General features: G+C 48.8%; 21 protein-coding genes. All 21 read left to right on the top strand.

Going from position 1 to position 19,540, the window contains the following annotated elements:
- Positions 1-215: 215 nt before the first annotated feature.
- The 21 genes from aspS (at position 216) to XMA127_RS06225 (ending at position 19,540) form a co-directional block, all read left to right on the top strand.
- Positions 216-1,979 (top strand): aspartate--tRNA ligase, encoded by a 1,764-nt coding sequence (gene aspS, locus XMA127_RS06125; protein ID WP_173482088.1) that lies wholly within the window; start codon positions 216-218, stop codon positions 1,977-1,979.
- A 341-nt stretch (positions 1,980-2,320) separates the two neighbouring features.
- A complete protein-coding gene (gene ruvC, locus XMA127_RS06130) occupies positions 2,321-2,839 on the top strand; it encodes a crossover junction endodeoxyribonuclease RuvC (protein WP_173484071.1) in 519 nt (172 codons plus the stop codon).
- A gap of 45 nt (positions 2,840-2,884) precedes the next feature.
- The gene (gene ruvA / locus XMA127_RS06135; RefSeq protein WP_173484070.1) at positions 2,885-3,517 is read left to right on the top strand and encodes a Holliday junction branch migration protein RuvA; all 633 of its coding nucleotides are present in this window, start codon (positions 2,885-2,887) and stop codon (positions 3,515-3,517) included.
- A gap of 1 nt (position 3,518) precedes the next feature.
- Positions 3,519-4,532 carry a Holliday junction branch migration DNA helicase RuvB gene (ruvB, locus tag XMA127_RS06140; protein WP_173482085.1) on the top strand — a complete coding sequence of 338 codons (1,014 nt, stop codon included), beginning with the start codon at positions 3,519-3,521 and terminating at the stop codon, positions 4,530-4,532.
- A gap of 6 nt (positions 4,533-4,538) precedes the next feature.
- Entirely contained in the window at positions 4,539-4,955 is a 417-nt protein-coding gene (gene ybgC / locus XMA127_RS06145) for a tol-pal system-associated acyl-CoA thioesterase (protein WP_173482084.1), read from the top strand.
- Between the two features lie 12 nt (positions 4,956-4,967).
- Positions 4,968-5,645, top strand: coding sequence for a protein TolQ (gene tolQ / locus XMA127_RS06150; RefSeq protein ID WP_173482083.1), 678 nt, complete (start codon positions 4,968-4,970; stop codon positions 5,643-5,645).
- Between the two features lie 9 nt (positions 5,646-5,654).
- The gene (tolR, locus tag XMA127_RS06155) at positions 5,655-6,071 is read left to right on the top strand and encodes a protein TolR (protein ID WP_173482082.1); all 417 of its coding nucleotides are present in this window, start codon (positions 5,655-5,657) and stop codon (positions 6,069-6,071) included.
- A gap of 4 nt (positions 6,072-6,075) precedes the next feature.
- The gene (gene tolA, locus XMA127_RS06160) at positions 6,076-7,023 is read left to right on the top strand and encodes a cell envelope integrity protein TolA (RefSeq protein WP_173484069.1); all 948 of its coding nucleotides are present in this window, start codon (positions 6,076-6,078) and stop codon (positions 7,021-7,023) included.
- Positions 7,017-8,327 (top strand): Tol-Pal system beta propeller repeat protein TolB, encoded by a 1,311-nt coding sequence (tolB, locus tag XMA127_RS06165; protein WP_173482080.1) that lies wholly within the window; start codon positions 7,017-7,019, stop codon positions 8,325-8,327. Before tolA ends, tolB begins: the two co-directional genes overlap by 7 nt.
- 308 nt (positions 8,328-8,635) lie before the next feature.
- Positions 8,636-9,976 (top strand): Na(+)-translocating NADH-quinone reductase subunit A, encoded by a 1,341-nt coding sequence (locus tag XMA127_RS06170; RefSeq protein WP_173482079.1) that lies wholly within the window; start codon positions 8,636-8,638, stop codon positions 9,974-9,976.
- A gap of 13 nt (positions 9,977-9,989) precedes the next feature.
- Entirely contained in the window at positions 9,990-11,198 is a 1,209-nt protein-coding gene (locus XMA127_RS06175) for an NADH:ubiquinone reductase (Na(+)-transporting) subunit B (protein WP_173499062.1), read from the top strand.
- A complete protein-coding gene (locus tag XMA127_RS06180; protein WP_173483483.1) occupies positions 11,188-11,970 on the top strand; it encodes a Na(+)-translocating NADH-quinone reductase subunit C in 783 nt (260 codons plus the stop codon). The genes XMA127_RS06175 and XMA127_RS06180 overlap by 11 nt, the downstream gene beginning before the upstream one ends.
- A gap of 2 nt (positions 11,971-11,972) precedes the next feature.
- Entirely contained in the window at positions 11,973-12,632 is a 660-nt protein-coding gene (locus XMA127_RS06185; protein WP_173499063.1) for an NADH:ubiquinone reductase (Na(+)-transporting) subunit D, read from the top strand.
- Complete coding sequence (nqrE, locus tag XMA127_RS06190) at positions 12,632-13,240, top strand: NADH:ubiquinone reductase (Na(+)-transporting) subunit E (protein ID WP_173482075.1); 609 nt, start codon at positions 12,632-12,634, stop codon at positions 13,238-13,240. Before XMA127_RS06185 ends, nqrE begins: the two co-directional genes overlap by 1 nt.
- Before the next feature lie 30 nt (positions 13,241-13,270).
- Positions 13,271-14,500, top strand: coding sequence for an NADH:ubiquinone reductase (Na(+)-transporting) subunit F (gene nqrF, locus XMA127_RS06195; RefSeq protein WP_173482074.1), 1,230 nt, complete (start codon positions 13,271-13,273; stop codon positions 14,498-14,500).
- A 3-nt stretch (positions 14,501-14,503) separates the two neighbouring features.
- The gene (locus tag XMA127_RS06200) at positions 14,504-15,550 is read left to right on the top strand and encodes an FAD:protein FMN transferase (protein ID WP_173484066.1); all 1,047 of its coding nucleotides are present in this window, start codon (positions 14,504-14,506) and stop codon (positions 15,548-15,550) included.
- 3 nt (positions 15,551-15,553) lie between these two features.
- The gene (nqrM, locus tag XMA127_RS06205; protein WP_173482072.1) at positions 15,554-15,787 is read left to right on the top strand and encodes a (Na+)-NQR maturation NqrM; all 234 of its coding nucleotides are present in this window, start codon (positions 15,554-15,556) and stop codon (positions 15,785-15,787) included.
- Between the two features lie 39 nt (positions 15,788-15,826).
- The gene (sthA, locus tag XMA127_RS06210; RefSeq protein ID WP_173482071.1) at positions 15,827-17,227 is read left to right on the top strand and encodes a Si-specific NAD(P)(+) transhydrogenase; all 1,401 of its coding nucleotides are present in this window, start codon (positions 15,827-15,829) and stop codon (positions 17,225-17,227) included.
- A gap of 118 nt (positions 17,228-17,345) precedes the next feature.
- Positions 17,346-18,308 (top strand): MoxR family ATPase, encoded by a 963-nt coding sequence (locus tag XMA127_RS06215; RefSeq protein WP_173499064.1) that lies wholly within the window; start codon positions 17,346-17,348, stop codon positions 18,306-18,308.
- Positions 18,309-18,318: 10 nt separating this feature from the next.
- The gene (locus tag XMA127_RS06220; protein ID WP_173482069.1) at positions 18,319-19,221 is read left to right on the top strand and encodes a DUF58 domain-containing protein; all 903 of its coding nucleotides are present in this window, start codon (positions 18,319-18,321) and stop codon (positions 19,219-19,221) included.
- Complete coding sequence (locus XMA127_RS06225) at positions 19,214-19,540, top strand: hypothetical protein (RefSeq protein ID WP_173483491.1); 327 nt, start codon at positions 19,214-19,216, stop codon at positions 19,538-19,540. Before XMA127_RS06220 ends, XMA127_RS06225 begins: the two co-directional genes overlap by 8 nt.

Raw genomic sequence — 19,540 nt, forward strand, 5'->3', positions numbered from 1 at the left:
CAGTTACCGCTCTTCGTAGATAGTTTGACGTCCCAAAGGTGACAGGCCTTAAGCCTGTCACCCGCTCTAGAATCCACAAGATACTCTTTGAAATACCAAAAATTGCCCTGTAATAGCCTGTTAATTCAGGTATAATTCCCGCCTTTCGGCCATAGGCCTAACCATTTTAGTTAATACTCGTTTCAGCGGGTTTTAGTAGATAGGACAGCAGAGTTATGCGCAGCCACTATTGCGGCGATCTTCGTGAAGAACATATTGGACAAGAAATTACCCTGGCAGGTTGGGTGCACCGTCGTCGTGACCACGGTGGCGTAATCTTCCTAGATCTTCGTGATCGTGAGGGTTTGACACAGGTTGTGTTTGATCCAGATCGCGAAGAGAGTTTCGCGTTGGCGGATAGCTGCCGTAACGAGTTCGTAGTTGAGGTTAAAGGCCTTGTTCGTGCTCGGCCAGAGGGTACTACCAACCCGGATATGCCAACGGGTGCTATCGAGGTGCTGGGTAAAGAGCTGATCATCCTGAACAAGGCTGAAACTCCTCCTTTTCAGTTGGATGAGCACCAGCAAGTGGGTGAAGATGTTCGTCTTCGTCACCGCTACGTCGATCTCCGCCGTCCAGAGATTCAAGAGAAGCTTCGTTTCCGCTCTAAAGTGACTCACCAGGTTCGTGCTTACCTTGAAGATCAAGGTTTCCTAGATATCGAAACGCCGATTCTGACTCGTGCTACACCAGAGGGTGCACGTGACTACCTAGTCCCAAGCCGTACTCATGAAGGTAGCTTCTTCGCACTGCCTCAGTCACCACAGCTGTTTAAACAACTGCTGATGGTCTCTGGCTTTGATCGCTACTACCAAATTGCTAAGTGTTTCCGTGATGAAGACCTGCGTGCTGATCGTCAGCCAGAGTTCACTCAGATCGATATCGAGACCTCATTCCTTGATGAGCACGAGGTGATGGCAATCACTGAAAATATGATCCGTGGCCTGTTCAAAGATCAATTGAACATCGATCTAGGCGAGTTCCCGCACATGCCATACTCTGAGGCGATGCAGCGTTTTGGTTCTGATAAGCCAGACCTGCGTATTCCTATGGAATTGGTTGATGTTGCAGACCTTGTCGCAACTGTCGACTTTAAAGTGTTTGCTGGCCCAGCAACGGATCCAAAAGGTCGCGTCGCGGCTCTTAAAGTACCGGGCGGTTCAGAGCTGACTCGTAAGCAGATTGATGAGTACACTAAGTTCGTATCAATCTACGGTGCGAAAGGTTTGGCGTGGATTAAAGTGAATGATCTAGCGGCTGGCGCTGAAGGCCTTCAGTCTCCAATTGTTAAGTTCTTGGGTGCAGAGATTGCGCTGCAGATTATGGAGCGCCTTGAAGCGAAAGATGGTGATCTTGTCTTCTTCGGTGCGGATAAAGCCAACATCGTTAACGAAGCCTTGGGTGCGCTGCGTATCAAAGTGGGTGAAGACCTTAACATGCTTGAGCGTGAGTGGGCGCCACTATGGGTTGTCGACTTCCCAATGTTTGAAGAGAACTCCGATGGCAGCATGACAGCGCTTCACCACCCATTCACAGCACCGAGCTGTTCACCAGAGGAGTTGATTGCTCAGCCTGAAGGTCAGCTGTCACGTGCCTACGATATGGTTCTTAACGGTTGTGAGCTTGGTGGTGGTTCGGTTCGTATCCACGATCAAGAGATGCAGAAAGCGGTCTTCAAAGTACTGGGTATCAGTGATGAAGAGGCGGACGAGAAGTTTGGCTTCCTATTGAACGCGCTTAAGTTCGGTGCGCCACCACATGCGGGTCTGGCGTTCGGTCTTGATCGCTTGATTATGTTGATGACAGGTTCTACTTCGATTCGTGAAGTGATCGCCTTCCCTAAAACTCAGTCAGCGGCATGTCCAATGACTGAAGCGCCGGGTGAAGTGAGCGCGGCTCAACTGCGTGATCTAAACATCAAGTTGCGTAAAACACCTTAATCGAGTGTTTGATTAAAAAAAACCGGCGGTAAGCCGGTTTTTTTGTGTCTCTGGAAAATGCTGAAAGACTTACAACTCGCAGATGCGAGTTGATCGCGGTTTTTCGCTGCGCTCAAATTCGCTCCTACAGTCGAGCTACGCAGAGAGATCGTTGCAAAGTCCTACTATAGGAGCGTATTGGCGCCCCGCGCCAAACCGCGATCGATTGGACTTGCTAATCGAATTTAATGCTCCGGTGACTGGCTTTAGCCTGTCAACCGCTGTCTGTTTAAGGTATTGGTCTCAATCACAACTACTGTTAGTATATACAGCATTAAAACAATCTCTACGACAGGCGACCGATGCTGATATTGGGAATCGACCCAGGTTCAAGAATTACCGGATACGGCATCATCAATGCTCAGGGTAATAAGGCTGAGTACGTTGCCAGTGGTTGTATCAAAATCGCGGATGCGACCCTTCCTGATAAGTTAAATCAAGTCTTTAGCGGTGTCTCTGAACTGATTGAGCGCTACCAGCCTCAAGAGTGTGCGATAGAGCAGGTCTTTATGTCTCGTAACGCTGACTCTGCGCTTAAGCTCGGGCAGGCTAGAGGGGCAGCTATCGTAGCGGCCGTCAATCGAGGCGTAGAGGTTCATGAATATGCGGCACGCCTGGTGAAGCAGGCAGTAGCTGGAACTGGCGCTGCGGATAAGGGGCAGGTCCAGATGATGGTGCAACGTATTTTGTCACTTCCGGGGTTGCCACAGATCGATGCGGCTGATGGGTTGGCCATCGCACTTTGTCATGCCTATACCCGTCAAGGCTTAATAGCGACAGCGGGAACTCGTCGTTCAGTAAAAGGGCGATGGAGATTGTAGATGCTTTCGAATAATATCAATGCGTTACTTTATTGAGGTCAGATTGTGATAGGTCGTTTAACAGGTGAATTGGTAGAGAAGTCACCTCCAGAGTTGCTGATAGATGTTTCCGGTGTCGGTTATGAACTGGAAGCGTCCATGAATACCTTCTACAAATTGCCGGATGTCGGCACCTTTGTAACGCTGTATACACACTTCGTTGTGCGTGAAGATGCACAGCTTCTTTATGGATTTGCCGACAAAAACGAACGCACTCTGTTTCGAACCTTGATCAAGGTGAATGGGGTGGGGCCTAAGTTGGCGTTGACTATCCTTTCCGGTATCTCCGTCCAAGAGTTCATTCGAACGGTTCAGCATGAAGACAGTACAGCCCTGGTACGTCTGCCCGGTGTCGGTAAAAAAACCGCTGAGCGTTTAATCATCGAGATGAAGGATAAGCTGGATCGGCTTGAGCTACCGACCCGTGTTGAAGCGGAACTGAGTGATTTTGCTATGCCTGTCGTAGATGCGAAGCCTACCGTCGATTACAGGGCGGATGCAGAGACGGCACTGGTCGCATTGGGTTATAAACCGCTACAAGCGACTAAAGCGATTGAAAAAGCGGTCACCGAATTGGGTGAGACGGCCGATACAGAATCGTTGATTCGTCAGGCGTTAAAGATGATGGTGGCAAGCTAAGATGCAGATTGAACCTGATCGTTTTATATCGCCGGTTAAGACACCCAATGAAGAGGTGCATGATCGCGCGGTTCGCCCTAAGACACTTCAAGACTATGAAGGTCAGCCGCAAGTTCGAGAGCAGATGGAGATCTTCATCCATGCCGCTCGCAAGCGTAATGAAGCACTGGATCATACTTTGATCTTTGGCCCGCCAGGATTGGGTAAAACCACACTGGCCAATATTATTGCCAATGAGATGGGCAGCGAGATTAAAACCACCTCTGGCCCTGTTCTAGAGAAAGCGGGTGATATTGCAGCTCTTCTGACCAATCTTGAGCCGGGAGATGTGCTCTTCATAGACGAGATTCATCGACTCAGTGCCAGTGTCGAAGAGGTACTCTATCCCGCGATGGAGGACTACCAGCTCGATATCATGATCGGTGAAGGCCCTGCTGCACGATCAATTAAATTAGAACTGCCTCCCTTTACGTTAGTCGGTGCTACGACACGTGCCGGCTTATTGACGTCACCACTGCGTGATCGTTTCGGTATTGTGCAGCGGTTAGAGTTCTATTCGATTGCCGATCTGACCAATATTGTCATGCGAACGGCACGTTTAAGTGGTTCTGAAATCGATGAGGGTGGTGCGCACGAGATTGCACGTCGTTCTCGCGGTACTCCTCGTATTGCCAACCGGCTCCTGCGCCGTGCACGTGACTTCTCTGAAGTGAAAGGGGATGGGCGTATCACCGAAGAGATGGCTGATCTGGCATTGAATATGCTCAATGTCGATCAACATGGTTTTGATCACATGGACCGTCGAATGCTGCTCGCCATGCTAGAAAAGTTTGGTGGTGGTCCTGTTGGTGTGGACAGTCTTGCGGCAGCCATTAGCGAAGAGCGTGACACCATCGAAGACGTTCTCGAGCCCTATTTGATTCAGCAAGGTTTTGTCATGCGCACGCCAAGAGGGCGGGTGCTAACCGACCATGCTTACCGATACTTTGGTGTCGATAAGCCTGAAGGAAACTAGTTTATTATGGCGTTTCAGTGGCCTGTCAGAGTCTACATAGAAGATACCGATTTTGGCGGTATTGTTTACTACGTTAATTATCTAAAATTTATGGAGCGTGCTCGGACGGAGTTGTTGCGTTCGGCGGGTTGGTCGCAGCACGAACTGTCACAGCAAAATTTGATTTTTGTGGTTGGTTCGGTGGAGGCGCAATATTTAGCGCCGGCTAGGCTTGATGATTCGTTAATTGTCAGAACAACCGTCAAAAAACCGCAAGGTGCACGTGTTAAATTTCTGCAAGCTGTTGTTAAGGAGGGATCTGATAGAGTCCTCTGCCAAGCAGAAGTTGAAGTGATATCCGTCACTGGAGCCATGCGTCCGAAACGCTGGCCAAAAGAGTTAATTACATCAATCACCCAAGCGCATCCGGAAGCTTGGGATTAACAGGAGTTGAGTGTGGAAGATCAGCTGTCGATTTGGAGTCTCGTATTTGGTGCGAGTTTCGTCGTCCAGTTAGTTATGTTGTCGCTTTTGGCGGCTTCGTTTTTATCTTGGGTTGTTATCTTTCAACGTCGCCGCGTCATTAGCGGTGCACAAAAAGCGTTTAAAGCATTTGAAGAGCGTTTTTGGTCGGGTGCTGATTTAGGTCAGCTCTACCGCGAAGCCAATGCTGAACCTAATTCAGAGAGCGGAGCTGAAAATATTTTCCGTGCTGGACTCAAAGAATTTACACGTCTGACACAGCAGTCAAATGCTGATCCGGATATGGTGATGAACGGTGTGCAGCGAGCCATGCGTGTCGCAATGGCACGTGAAGAGGAGAAGCTCGAAGCGCACCTTCCTTTCCTTGCAACGGTGGGTTCTACCAGCCCCTATGTCGGTCTGTTTGGAACCGTGTGGGGTATCATGAATGCGTTTCGTGGTCTGGCTAACGTTCAGCAGGCGACCCTTGCCTCGGTAGCGCCGGGTATTTCAGAAGCCTTGGTCGCGACGGCTATAGGTCTGTTTGCGGCGATTCCGGCCGTGGTGGCCTACAACCGTTACTCAGCATCGGTGGATTCTCTGTTGAACAGTTACGAAACCTTTGCCGATGAGTTCTCTAGCATTCTTTACCGTCGCGTTCATGCTCGTTAAGGGTAAAAGATGATTAGGCGTCAGCGCACAAAGCGCAAATTGAATGCAGAGATTAACGTCGTACCCTATATCGATGTGACCTTGGTTCTGCTGATTATCTTTATGGTGACAGCTCCTATGTTGACTCAAGGCGTTGATGTGGAACTCCCGAAAGCCTCCTCTGAGCCTGTAGAGACTCAAGATGAAGAGCCATTGATCGTGACGGTTGATGCAGAAGGACTTTACTACATCAATTTGGGTGAAGATGAGACGGTTCCTAAAAGTGCCGAACAGATAGCGGGTCAGATCAGGCAGATACTCTCGGTTAACCCTGGAAAAATGATGTTGGTTCGAGGTGATCGTCAAGCGAGCTATGATCAGGTGGTTCAGTTAATGGTGCTGTTACAGGGTGCTGGAGCTGAACGAGTCGGTTTGGTGACGGAGTAGATCCTTGTTCGATCGTAGTTATCTTCTGCCAACCCTTTTTGCTGCACTGGTTCATGCACTGGTGTTGGTGGTTATTTCAGGGGTTTGGATCGGTCAAGAGGAGGATCGTAAAGCGCAGCCGCGACATATCGAGGCTCGAATGGTCGATCTTTCGGCTCTGGTTGAAAAGAAAGCCGCTGAAGAGAAATTGATGAAAGATAAAGCAGCTGCAGAGGCTGCGAAGAAAAAAGCCGCGGAACGAGCCAAGAAAGCCAAAGCCGATGAGGCAAAGCGCAAGAAAGCAGCGGACGCTAAACGTAAAGCGGATGCTAAAAAAGCCGCTGATAAGAAAAAAGCCGATGACGCTAAGCGCAAAAAAGCGGCTGAAGAGAAAAAGAGAGCAGAGGCTGAACGTAAAGCTGCAGAGCGTAAAAAAGCTGAAGCGGCTAAGAAAAAAGCTGATGCAGAGGCTAAAAAAGCCAAATTAAAAGCCGCTGAAGAGGCTAAGAAAAAGGCGGAAGCTAAGAAGCGTCAAGCGGAAGAGGCTAAACGCAAAGCTGCAGAAGAGGCCAAACGAAAAGCGGATGCAGAGCGTAAAGCCCAGGAGCAGGCTGAAGCAAAACGTCGCGAAGAGCTGGCAAGGCAGCGTGCCGCAGCAGCTGAAAGAGCAGCACAAACGGTCGCTGATGTAGGTGCCTACATTCGAACGCTAACAGAAGATAACTGGCGTCTGCCCTCTACAGCACGTAACGGGATGACAGCGACCGTGCGGATTCACTTCTTCCCATCGGGTGAAGTGGATCTGGCAGAGATTATTAAAAGCAGTGGTGACATGGCTTACGATCGATCAGTACTTCAGGCGATTGAGCGTGTAGGGCAGTATGAGTTGATTGCAAGCGTCGACCCGATTACGTTTGAGCGTAATTTGCGTAGAGTGTTAATTGAATTTAGACCTGAGGGATTGAGATGGTAAATCTTAACCAATTTAAAAGCCTGATATTTGTTCTGTTGTGGGCGCCACTAATCGTTAAAGCTGAATTGGTTGTCGAAGTGACACAGGGTCTTTCTGAGCCAACACCGGTAGCGGTTGTCCCTTTTAAGTGGACAGGGCAGGGTGCGCTCCCAGAAGATGTGGCGCAGATTGTCGATCAAGATCTATCACGTTCAGGTCTATTCACTACTTTACCAAGATCAGCGATGTTAAGCCTGCCTTCTGAGCGCAGCCAGGTCTTCTTCCGTGATTGGCGAATGACGAAGAGTGACTTCCTTGTGGTCGGTAAAATCGAGCCGATCTCCGCGACACGCGTCAGCCTTCGCTATGAACTTTATGATGTTCTTAAAGAGGAGAACATCATGATCCAGCCTTTAGAGAGTGACATTAACCAACTTAGAGATGCGGCTCACTTTATTGCGGATCAGATCTATCAGGCACTGACAGGCAATCGTGGTGCTTTTTCAACTCGCATCGTCTACGTCACCGCTGAACAGTTGACCAGTCAAACCTCTCGCTACCGTCTTGAGATGGCTGACTGGGATGGCAACCGTCCGCGTGTAATTTTAGAGTCACGCGAACCGATCATGTCACCGAGCTGGTCCGCGGATGGCAAGAAGATCGCTTACGTTTCGTTTGAAACGGGTCGTCCATCAATCTATGTTCAGTACCTGGCAACCGGGAAACGCGAACGAATCCAATCATTCTCCGGCTTGAATGGTGCGCCGGCTTGGTCACCTGATGGCAATAAGCTAGCACTGGTGCTCTCTAAAGACGGTAATGCCGAGATCTATGTGTTGGATGTGACCTCGGGTCAGTTGCAACGAGTGACTAATCACTATGGGATCGATACCGAGCCAAGCTGGGCGCCCGATGGTGAGTCGCTCTTCTTCACCTCTGACCGAGGAGGGTCGCCACAGATCTATCGTCTATTCTTGGCGACACGTCAAATGACTCGAGTAACCTACGAAGGAAACTACAACGCCCGTGCCAGCATGACCCCTGACGGTCGCTTCCTAGCGTTGATTCACCGCTCAGGTGGGTCAGGTAATCGCTTCTCTGTTGCGGTATTGGATCTAAAGACTGATCGACTCGATATTCTGACAGAGACCGGTTTGGAAGAGTCTCCCACCATTGCGCCTAATGCCAGCGTAGTCCTTTATGCAACGCAAGAGGGTAATCAAGGTGTGCTATCAGCAGTCTCTTTGGATGGTCAGGTACGATTTAGAATGCCGAATACTCGTGGTGATGTTCGCGCTCCTGCATGGAGTCCCTACCTTTATTAATGTTGGTAGTATAATTCCACATAACCGGACAGGTTATTCCTGTCCGTCATAAACACCCCCGCCTTCGGTTTTAAAAAGCATCTATATAACAAACCGTTAACTGTTTATTCAAAATTAGTTAGCTGTTTGTCCTGTAAATTAACTACATAATCACTGAAAGCCCCTCTCCCTCTGTAGCGGCAATAAACCTCTGTCAGGTATAATTTGCGCGATTTTGGGAAAGGTCCGTCTGTACGATTGAGCTTCAAAAGAGCGAGATGGTTTCAGTACGAGGCTTTAAAAATTTTTAGCGGATTGGAATAAAGCGAATGATCAAGATCAGAAAGGGTCTAGATCTGCCTATCACAGGTGCACCAGAACAGAAGGTATCCCCTTCAGCTGATGTTAAAACTGTGGCGCTTCTAGGAGCCGATTACGTTGGTCTAAAACCAACAATGATGGTTCGGGAAGGGGATCGAGTAAAACTCGGTCAGGTGATCTTTACTGATAAGAAGAATGATGGCGTTCAATTCACAGCTCCTGGTGCAGGGGTTGTTACTGCGATTAATCGCGGTGAACGTCGAGTGCTACAGTCAGTCGTCATTGAATTGGATTCAGACGAAGACGCAGTTGAGTTTTCTAGTTACGCAGCTTCTGAGCTTGCCTCTTTGGAAGAGTCTCAGGTTCGTGAAAACCTAATTGCTTCAGGGTTGTGGGCTTCTCTAAGAACTCGTCCTTTCGGTAAGGTACCAGCAGTCGATGCGGTACCAAGTTCGATCTTTGTGACTGCGATGGACACCAATCCATTAGCGATGGACCCTAGCGTTGTTCTAAGTGCCGAAAAAGAGGCGTTTGAACAGGGTCTAACCGTTCTGACTCGCATCCAAGCCAACAACGTTTATCTCTGTGCAGCTCCAGGTACAGAGCTACCTTCCGTATCTGGTGTTACAACAGAAACCTTTGAAGGTACTCACCCTGCCGGCAACGTAGGTACACACATTCACTTCCTTGATCCTGTTCACCGTAACAAGCAGGTATGGTACTTGGGTTACCAAGATGTGATCGCGATCGGTAAGTTATTTACAACGGGTCGTTTGAGCACTGAGCGTTACCTATCTTTAGCGGGTCCCCAAGTTGAGGTGCCTACGCTGCTTAAAACACGTGTTGGTGCGTCACTTGATGAGTTGACGGCTGGTCAGCTTAAAGCTGGCGATAACCGTGTGATCAATGGCTCTGTTTGGAATGGTGCTAAAGCGTCTGGTCCAACCGCTTACCTTGCGCGTTACGCCAACCAGGTAAGCGTTCTTCGTGAAGGCACAGAACGTGAATTCATGGGTTGGGTAGCACCAGGCACAGAGAAATTCTCTGTGATGAACATGTTTGTATCTATGTTCAAGCCGGGTAAAAAGTTTGCCTTTACTACAACAACAAACGGTTCAGAACGTGCCATGGTTCCTACTGGTCAGTTTGAACGTTTGATGCCCCTAGATATTCTTCCAACTCAACTGCTTCGTTCACTGGTTGTCGGCGATATCGCTGTTGCTATGGACCTTGGTTGTCTTGAGCTGGAAGAGGAAGATCTGGCGCTCTGTACTTTTGCCTGCCCAGGTAAATATGAGTACGGCGAGATCCTTCGTGACAACCTTTCTCGTATAGAGAAAGAAGCCTAAGGAGGAGAAGATTATGAGCTTACGTGGTTTTTTTGATTCTTTAGAACCTCACTTCCACAAAGGTGGTAAGTACGAGAACTGGTACGCACTCTACGAAGCGGTAGATACCATTTTCTACACGCCAGGTGCCGTGACTAAGACAGCCTCACACGTTCGTGATGCGGTTGACCTAAAACGTATGATGATCCTGGTTTGGATGTGTACCTTCCCTGCGGTATTTGCTGGCCTGTACAATGTTGGCTTCCAAGCAAACAGCGCAATGGAAGTGCTTGGCCTGACCGAAGCGGAAGGCTGGCGGGGTGCTGTAATTTCTGCTCTTGCAGGTTACGACGCAACAAGCGCCTGGGATAACATCCTACATGGTGCCATGTACTGGCTACCCATCTATGCAACGACCTTTATTGTAGGTGGCTTCTGGGAAGTCCTATTTGCAATGAAGCGTGGCCATGAAGTGAACGAAGGTTTCTTCGTAACTTCGATCCTTTTCTCACTGATTCTTCCTCCGACTGTTCCGCTATGGCAGGTCGCACTGGGCATCAGCTTTGGTGTTGTTATCGGTAAAGAGGTGTTCGGTGGTACTGGTAAAAACTTCCTTAACCCAGCACTGACAGGCCGTGCATTCCTATTCTTTGCTTACCCAGCACAGATGTCAGGTGATGCGATCTGGACCGCAGTTGATGGCTTCTCAGGTGCAACACCGCTTGGTCTAGCCGCTGCCGGTGGTATCGAGGGCGTTCTTGCTGCAAACGTGACTTGGATGGATGCTTTCCTAGGCTCGATTCAAGGTTCAGTGGGTGAAACCTCAACATTGGCGATCATGATTGGTGGTGCAGTGTTGCTGTTTGCTCGTGTTGCCGCGTGGCGAATTGTTGCCGGTGTTTTCCTCGGCATGGTTGGGACCAATTTACTGTTCAATGCGATCGGTTCTGAAACCAATCCAATGTTCAGCGTTCCTTTCTACTGGCATCTTGTTATGGGTGGATTCGCGTTCGGTATGTTCTTTATGGCGACCGACCCAGTTTCTGGCTCAATGACGGATAAAGGTAAGTGGGTTTTTGGTGCTCTAATCGGCGTGATGGTTGTTCTTATCCGCGTGGTTAACCCAGCATTCCCAGAAGGTATGATGCTCGCGATCCTATTCGCGAACCTCTTTGCGCCGCTCATCGATAATTTCGTGGTGCAAGCGAACATCAAACGGAGGATCGCACGTAATGTCGGCTAATAACGATACGATTAGCAAAACGGTTACGGTAACCGTTCTGCTATGTGTAATCTGTTCGGTAGTGGTGTCAGCAGCAGCTGTCATCCTTAAACCCAAACAGGTTGCTAACAAAGATCTTGACCGTAAGACAAACATTCTTGCGGCAGCGGGTCTTCTGCAACCAGGCAAATCGGTTGATGAGCTGTTCGCACAGATCACAACCAAAGTTGTTGATATGGAAACAGGCAAGTTCACTGATGCAGTAGACGGTGCTAAGTTCGATATCCAGAAGGCGGCTAAAGACCCTGCGCTATCAAAATCACTGTCGCGTGAAGATGATAAAGCGTCGATCAAGCGTCAGCCTAACTTCATGCCAGTCTACGTTGTAGAAGGCAATAACGGTGCACTGGATAAGATCATCCTGCCTGTTCACGGATACGGTCTTTGGTCAACGCTGTACGGCTTCCTAGCATTGGAAGGTGATCTAAATACAGTGGTCGGTCTAGGCTTCTACTCACACGCAGAGACTCCGGGTCTTGGTGGTGAGGTGGACAACCCAGCTTGGAAAGCGATCTGGCCGGGCAAAAAAGTCTACGCCAATGACATGCAGAAGCCAGAGCTTCAGCTGATCAAAGGTAAGGTTGATTCATCGACAGTTAACGCTGAGTACAAAGTTGACGGCCTTTCAGGTGCAACGTTGACGGGTAACGGTGTCACTAACCTTGTTCAATTCTGGATGGGCAAAAACGGCTACGCTCCGTTCTTGGCTAACCTTCGTGCAGGAGACGCTTAATCATGGCTAAGTCAAAAGAGATCTTGACGACCCCTATCTTTAAGGACAACCCAATTGCACTGCAAATCTTGGGTGTATGTTCTGCACTAGCGGTTACGTCAAACATGGCAACGGCACTGGTTATGTCGTTGGCTGTTATTGTGGTTACCGCATTCTCGAACATGTTCGTGTCGATTATTCGTAACCATATCCCGGGTAACATCCGTATCATCGTTCAGATGACGATCATTGCATCCTTGGTAATCGTTGTTGACCAGTTCCTGAAAGCCTACGCTTACGATATCTCTAAGCAGCTTTCGGTATTCGTTGGTTTGATCATCACTAACTGTATCGTAATGGGTCGTGCAGAAGCCTTAGCGATGAAGAACCCACCACTACCAAGCTTCTTAGATGGTATTGGTAACGGTCTTGGTTACGGCGCTGTATTGATGTTTGTCGGTTTCTTCCGCGAACTCTTTGGTGCAGGTTCACTGTTCGGTATCGAGATTCTTCCGCTAGTCACTAATGGTGGTTGGTACCAGAGCAACGGTCTATTGTTGCTTCCTCCAAGTGCCTTCTTCCTAATCGGTATCTTCATCTGGATCATCCGCTCTTGGGATCCAAAACAAGTTGAGGCGCCAGATTTTGAAATGGCGGCTAACACTAAAGGAGGTTCTCACTAATGGAACAGATGATCAGTCTTGCCGTTAAGGCGATCTTCGTTGAGAACATGGCTCTCGCATTCTTCTTGGGAATGTGTACCTTCTTGGCGATCTCTAAGAAGGTTCAAACAGCCTTTGGTTTAGGTGTAGCCGTTATCGTTGTATTGGCGATTACGACTCCAGTAAACAACCTGATCTTCAACCTATTGCTTCGTGAAGGGGCATTGGCTTGGGCGGGTTACCCAGAAGTTGACCTTAGCTTCCTAGGTTACATCTCTTACATCGGCGTTATCGCTGCGATCGTTCAGATCCTAGAGATGTTCCTAGATAAATTCGTTCCAGCGCTTTACAACGCGTTGGGTGTCTTCCTACCACTGATCACAGTTAACTGTGCAATCATGGGTGCTGCGCTGTTCATGGTTGAGCGTGACTACACCTTTGGTGAGAGTGTTGTTTACGGCACGAGCGCAGGTATCGGTTGGGCACTTGCGATCACAGCCTTGGCTGGTATTCGTGAGAAGCTGAAGTACTCAGATGTACCAGAGGGTCTGCGTGGTCTAGGTATCACCTTCATCACTGTCGGTCTGATGTCGCTAGGCTTCATGTCATTCTCTGGCGTGTCTCTGTAACTGGTCTACTAGGAGAGGAATGAATTAGCTATGAATGCAGAAATCATCCTAGGCGTGGTGATGTTTACAGTCGTGGTACTGGCACTGGTTGCTATTATCTTGGCTGCCCGCGCTAAGCTGGTTAGCTCCGGCAATGTAACAATTGAAATTAACGGTGATCCTGAAAAAACAATCACAGTGCCTGCAGGCGGTAAATTGCTGCAGACTCTAGCGGACAAGGGTGTATTCCTTGCCTCTGCTTGTGGTGGTGGCGGTACCTGTGCCCAGTGTAAGTGTGAAGTTCATGAAGGTGGCGGTTCTATGTTGCCTACTGAAGAGTCACACTTCACAATGCGTGAAGCAAAAGAGGGCTGGCGTCTAAGCTGTCAGGTGCCTGTTAAACAGGATATGAAGATTCATGTTGAAGATGATGTCTTCGGCGTTAAGAAGTGGACCTGTACGGTTGACTCTAACCCGAACGTCGCAACCTTCATCAAAGAGCTGACCCTGCGTCTGCCTGAAGGCGAGAACGTCGACTTCCGTGCAGGGGGTTACGTTCAGCTAGAGTGTCCACCACACACCGTAAACTACAAAGACTTCGCAATCGAGGAAGAGTACCACCCAGATTGGGATAAGTTCGATATCTGGCGTTACGTCTCTAAAGTCGACGAAACAACGATTCGTGCTTACTCTATGGCGAACTACCCTGAAGAGCGCGGTGTGGTTAAGTTTAATATCCGTATTGCAACGCCACCTCCAGGTCGTGACGACGTGCCACCTGGCATCATGTCATCGTACGTATTTAGCCTGAAACCAGGTGATACGATTGATGTTTACGGTCCATTCGGTGAGTTCTTCGCTCGCGAGACTGACAATGAGATGGTCTTCATCGGTGGTGGTGCAGGTATGGCGCCGATGCGCTCACACATCTTTGATCAGCTTAAGCGTCTAAACTCTAAGCGTAAGATCTCTTTCTGGTATGGTGCACGTTCTGTTCGTGAAGCCTTCTACACAGAAGAGTTCGACAAGTTGGCTGAAGAGAATGAAAACTTCGAATGGCACCTAGCTCTGTCTGATCCACTTCCAGAAGATAACTGGGAAGGTCTGACTGGCTTCATCCATAACGTCCTTCTAGAGAACTACTTGAAGGATCATGAAGCGCCAGAAGATTGTGAGTACTACATGTGTGGACCACCAATGATGAACGCAGCGGTGATCGACATGCTACTCAACCTAGGTGTTGAACGTGAGAACATCATGCTTGACGACTTCGGTGGCTAATAGATGATTTCAGGTTTTCAAAGCCTTATTAAATGGCCGGTAGCTATGCTACTGGCCGTTTTTGTTCTAACGGGCTGTAACTTTTTTGAAAATGAGAAGGTGGTTGGCATTGATGGTCAAACCATGGGCACTACCTTCAGTATGCGCTGGGTTGACCTTAATGAAGATCGAATCAACGATATTCGCAATCGTGCCGGTAAGGTTCTAGCAACCGTTAATCAGCAGATGTCGACCTACATTCCTAATAGTGAACTCTCGACCTTTAATAAGCTTCCTGCAGGCAGTGAGATGGAAGTCTCAGACGCGCTGGCAGCGGTTGTAGAGCAGTCATTGACGATCAGTGAACGATCCGGCGGGGCGTTTGATGTCACAGTGGGTCCGTTGGTTAACCTTTGGGGCTTTGGGCCCAATGGCCGTATCGAAAAGGCACCTACCGAGGCAGAGATCGCTTCGTTGAAGGAACGTATTGGTTACCAAAAAGTCGAGGTTTTAAAAGACCCCACTCGTTTGCGAAAATTAGGACAGCAGTATGTTGATCTGTCGGCCATCGCTAAAGGCTACGGCGTTGATCAACTGGCTGAGACTCTCGAAGCCGAAGGTATTTACAACTATTTGGTTGAGATCGGCGGTGAGCTTCGCGCTAAAGGCTTGAAGCCAGATGGTTCACACTGGCGCATTGCCATTGAGTCACCGGCATCGATGGAGCGCAGTATCGGACGAATCATTAATGTTAAGGATACGGCGATTGCTACATCCGGTGATTACCGAAACTACTTTGAGGAAGGCGGTATCCGTTTTTCGCACACCATTAATCCTGAGACGGGTAAACCGATTACTCACCGCTTAGCGTCAGTAACCGTATTAACGCCGACCTGTGCTGAGGCGGATGCATTAGCAACGACCCTGATGGTCATGGGCGAAAACAGAGGCTTTGAGTTCGCCAAAGAAGAGGGGATAGCAGCCTACTTCTTATATAAGTCAGAGCAGGGTGATACATTTATCGAACAGGCAACAGCAGAGTTTGAAGCCTTTGTTCAAGAAGGAGAGTAAGCCATGGAAATTATGGTCATTACATTTATTGTTCTACTGGTTGTCATCGTTGGTATGTCAGTAGGCGTGATCTTCTCGAATAAGCCAATTAAGGGCTCTTGTGGTGGCATGAGTGCACTTGGCATGGATACAGTTTGTGATATCTGTGGCGGTCGTCCCGAAGATTGTGATGGCGAGCAAGACGCGGTCCAAAAGAAAGAGATTAATAAAGACGATCTAGCTTACGAAGTTAAGTAGATCGATCGACGATAACGACAAGGAAAGTTGAGGTACTAAATGGCAGCCTACGAATACGATGTAGTGGTAATTGGCTCGGGTCCTGCGGGTGAGGGTGCTGCAATGAATGCAGCTAAAAAAGGTCGCCGTGTAGCGGTGATCGAAGAGCAGTCCACAGTCGGCGGTAACTGTACTCATAAAGGTACCATCCCTTCTAAAGCGCTGCGTCACTCCGTTAAACAGATCATCGAGTTCAACACCAACCCAATGTTCCGTGATATCGGTGAACCACGCTGGTTCTCATTTCCTAAAGTGTTAAGTCGTGCCGAGAAGGTGATCTCTAATCAGGTCATGCTACGCACTAACTTCTATGCGCGCAATCGTGTTGATCTCTTCTTTGGTGAAGCCAAGCTGGTTTCAAACAGTGAAGTCAGTATTGTAGGTAATAACGGCAGTGCTGATACGCTCAAAGCGAAAAACATCATCATCGCAACGGGCTCCAGCCCATACTGTCCACCGGATGTTGATTTTAACCACCCACGTATCTACAACTCAGACACTGTGCTTAAACTCTGCCATACACCACGCAATATGGTGATCTACGGTGCCGGTGTTATCGGTTGTGAATACGCCTCTATCTTCAGTGGGTTAGGGGTGAAAGTGGATTTGATCGACAATCGTGATCGTCTTCTATCTTTTCTAGATGGCGAGATCTCTGATGCGTTGAGTTACCACCTACGCAACAACGGCGTCATGATTCGTCACAACGAAGAGTATGACAAGATTGAAGGGACAGAGAACGGTGTCGTAATCACCATGAAGTCTGGTAAGGTCCTTCGTACGGATGCCTTCCTATGGTGTAACGGTCGTACCGGCAATACCGCACAACTTGATCTTGATAAGGTCGGTTTGAAAGCCAACGGTCGCGGACAGTTGGATGTTGATGATCACTACCGTACGGAAGTCGATGGTATCTACGCTGTAGGTGATGTGATCGGCTGGCCTGGCCTGGCATCAGCAGCGCTTGATCAAGGGCGTGCCGCTTCAGAAGATATGTTGGATGCCGATGATTTCCGTTTTGTCAGTGAAGTGCCTTCAGGTATCTATACCATTCCAGAGATCAGCTCGATCGGTAAAACCGAAGAGGAGCTTACCTCGGCAGCGGTACCCTACGAAGTGGGTCAAGCCTTCTTTAAAGATACTGCGCGTGCTCAGATTTCCGGTGAACCCGTTGGTATGCTGAAAATCTTGTTCCACCGTGAATCTCTGGAAATTCTGGGTATCCACTGCTTTGGTGACCAAGCATCCGAGATCATCCACATCGGCCAAGCGATCATGGCACAAGAGGGTGAAGCGAATACTGTGAAGTACTTTGTAAACACCACCTTCAACTACCCAACCATGGCTGAAGCCTACCGTGTTGCTGCTCTTGCGGGCCTAAACCGATTAGAGAGTAAATAAACTATTCTATGGTTGTTAAGAGCGCCTTATGGCGCTCTTTTTGTTTAAGCCAAAGATCTATAACGGTATAACTAAATTAGCTACAATGGTTCATTACTTCACCGAAGGGGTTTGAACCGTGAGCGAGCTGACACCACTGCATGAGTTAAGGTCTAAAATCGAAGAGATCATCGTCGGCCAAGAGTCTGTGATCGATCGTCTTCTTATTGCGTTACTCAGTGGCGGGCACGTGCTCCTTGAAGGCCCACCGGGTCTAGCTAAGACAACTCTGGTTCATTCTCTCGCCGCGGGAATGAATGCCCGTTTTCAGCGTGTTCAATTTACACCGGATCTTATGCCAGCCGATTTGACTGGCAGTGAAGTGTTCGATGCCAATAGTGGCAGCTTCCGTTTTATCGAAGGACCACTGTTTTATGAGGTGTTACTGGCTGATGAGATCAACCGTGCGCCACCTAAGGTGCAATCTGCACTGTTGGAAGCCATGGCCGAGCATCAAATCACGGTGGCCGGTAAAACCTATCCTCTGCCTCCTGTCTTTATGGTGTTGGCAACTCAAAACCCCCTAGAACAATCGGGTACCTACCCTCTGCCTGAAGCTCAACTGGATCGTTTCCTATTCAAGATCGTATTGGACTACCCTAGCATCGATGAAGAGATCGAGATCACTCGTCGAGCTCGTGCCGCCCAGGAGGGGCATGTCGAGGCCGACATGCAGGCCCTACTGACACCCAGTGAACTTCTTGCCTTAAGAGAGACGTTAAACAGTGTCTTTATTGAAGAAAGGGTAGAGCGGTTTGCGATAGAGTTGGTCTCTGCCACTCGTCGATTAAATCAATACATCCCAGAGTGGTGTGGTTATGTGAAAGCGGGTGCGTCGCCCCGCGCGTCGATTGCTCTGCTTCAGGCGGCGACCGCAAGAGCACTACTGAATCAGCGTGATTTTGTGTTACCTGAGGATATTCATGCGCTTGCCGTTGATGTACTTCGTCATCGCTTGGTACTCAGCTTCTCGGCTAAGGCCGACGGGGTAACTGAAGAGGCAGTGATTCATCGTCTTTTAGAGACGCTCCCCGCGGTTTAACAGGTCTGTTGTGAACAGCTTAGTTGACCAACCACTGCTGACTCCTGATGAGATAGCACAACTGATTGCCTCTGGCGCTGCCTTGGCTTCACAGGTAGTAGGTCAGATTAATCAACGTCTAAACAGTGGTGCTAATAAAGCAGCATTATTAGGCAGTGGTACGGAATTTGATGACCTAAGGGTGTTTCAGTTTGGGGATGACCCTCGAAAGATCGATTGGCGCGCCTCTGCTCGATCTCAAGAGTGGTTAGTTAGATCCTACCGCAGTGAATTTCAGCAACCTCTTCAGTTGGTCGTTGATCGCAACTCAACCATGCGGTTTGGCACAAAGAAGCGTCTGAAAGTCACTCAAGCGGCTAGATTGTCACTCTGGTTAGCAGGTATTTACCATCAGCAAGATTATGCACTGGGTGCGTTTTTATTAGAGCAGAATGCCACTGTGTTTGACTCTAGGGTGGGGGATGACTGGCTCAACCTTCTCTGTGAGGCTTTGGTCTCGCCTGCACCGCCTTCGCAGAATTCAGCGATCAACTGGGATGCTGTTTTAACGCAACTTGTTTCTGATACACCCACCGGTGCTAAAGTCATTTTGATTTCAGATTTTAGATCGTTGAACTCAGATCACCGAGCGCTTTTAACTGAACTATCAGAAAAGAGATCATTGAGCGCGTTCCTCATTTCAGACCCCATGGAGAGAGATCCAAAGGCGCTGTTAGGTCGTGATTTGATCTGGGGTCCTAAGAGGTTCTGTGTCGATGACCAAGAGTCCATCGCTCGTATTCATCAAGCCTACTTGAATCGGTTGTTAGAGATTCAGGATCTAATGTCACAATCAGGCATCCCACTGATTGAGGTCTGTAGTTCGCTCGATCAGTTTACCCTGAGCCTGTTAGGTGGTGAGTATCATGAATGAAGCACCGTTAAGGCTGTTCGATATTTTGCCAATGGTTGACCACTCATCCAATCTGGCACTGACGGCTATACTCTCTCTGACAGTACTATTTACCCTATTTATTGCAATTTGGTACCGCTTTTTTACACCGCTGGCAAAGTTGCAGCGCGCACTATCAAATCAGTCAATGACGCCGCGTCAGGGCTGTCATCAATTAGCGGGAATCATGGTCATTGACACTGCCTTACTACAGGAACTGAACAGGTTGCGGTTTCAACCTGTTGAACCGACACTTGATGAAGTTCAAACATTGATCAAGAGGGCGCGACATGTTCTCTGA

The sequence above is a fragment of the Marinobacterium sp. xm-a-127 genome (genome assembly GCF_013283425.1).
GTDB lineage: Bacteria > Pseudomonadota > Gammaproteobacteria > Pseudomonadales > Balneatricaceae > Marinobacterium_E.

Excerpts from the sequence above, each read along its gene's own strand:
- XMA127_RS06200 (WP_173484066.1), top strand. The coding sequence starts at position 14,504 with ATGATTTCAGGTTTTCAAAGCCTTATTAAATGGCCGGTAGCTATGCTA.
- XMA127_RS06175 (WP_173499062.1), top strand. The coding sequence starts at position 9,990 with ATGAGCTTACGTGGTTTTTTTGATTCTTTAGAACCTCACTTCCACAAA.
- nqrE (WP_173482075.1), top strand. The coding sequence starts at position 12,632 with ATGGAACAGATGATCAGTCTTGCCGTTAAGGCGATCTTCGTTGAGAAC.
- XMA127_RS06170 (WP_173482079.1), top strand. The coding sequence starts at position 8,636 with ATGATCAAGATCAGAAAGGGTCTAGATCTGCCTATCACAGGTGCACCA.
- ruvC (WP_173484071.1), top strand. The coding sequence starts at position 2,321 with ATGCTGATATTGGGAATCGACCCAGGTTCAAGAATTACCGGATACGGC.
- XMA127_RS06185 (WP_173499063.1), top strand. The coding sequence starts at position 11,973 with ATGGCTAAGTCAAAAGAGATCTTGACGACCCCTATCTTTAAGGACAAC.
- ybgC (WP_173482084.1), top strand. The coding sequence starts at position 4,539 with ATGGCGTTTCAGTGGCCTGTCAGAGTCTACATAGAAGATACCGATTTT.
- aspS (WP_173482088.1), top strand. The coding sequence starts at position 216 with ATGCGCAGCCACTATTGCGGCGATCTTCGTGAAGAACATATTGGACAA.
- ruvB (WP_173482085.1), top strand. The coding sequence starts at position 3,519 with ATGCAGATTGAACCTGATCGTTTTATATCGCCGGTTAAGACACCCAAT.
- sthA (WP_173482071.1), top strand. The coding sequence starts at position 15,827 with ATGGCAGCCTACGAATACGATGTAGTGGTAATTGGCTCGGGTCCTGCG.
- nqrM (WP_173482072.1), top strand. The coding sequence starts at position 15,554 with ATGGAAATTATGGTCATTACATTTATTGTTCTACTGGTTGTCATCGTT.
- XMA127_RS06180 (WP_173483483.1), top strand. The coding sequence starts at position 11,188 with ATGTCGGCTAATAACGATACGATTAGCAAAACGGTTACGGTAACCGTT.
- nqrF (WP_173482074.1), top strand. The coding sequence starts at position 13,271 with ATGAATGCAGAAATCATCCTAGGCGTGGTGATGTTTACAGTCGTGGTA.
- XMA127_RS06225 (WP_173483491.1), top strand. The coding sequence starts at position 19,214 with ATGAATGAAGCACCGTTAAGGCTGTTCGATATTTTGCCAATGGTTGAC.
- tolR (WP_173482082.1), top strand. The coding sequence starts at position 5,655 with ATGATTAGGCGTCAGCGCACAAAGCGCAAATTGAATGCAGAGATTAAC.
- tolB (WP_173482080.1), top strand. The coding sequence starts at position 7,017 with ATGGTAAATCTTAACCAATTTAAAAGCCTGATATTTGTTCTGTTGTGG.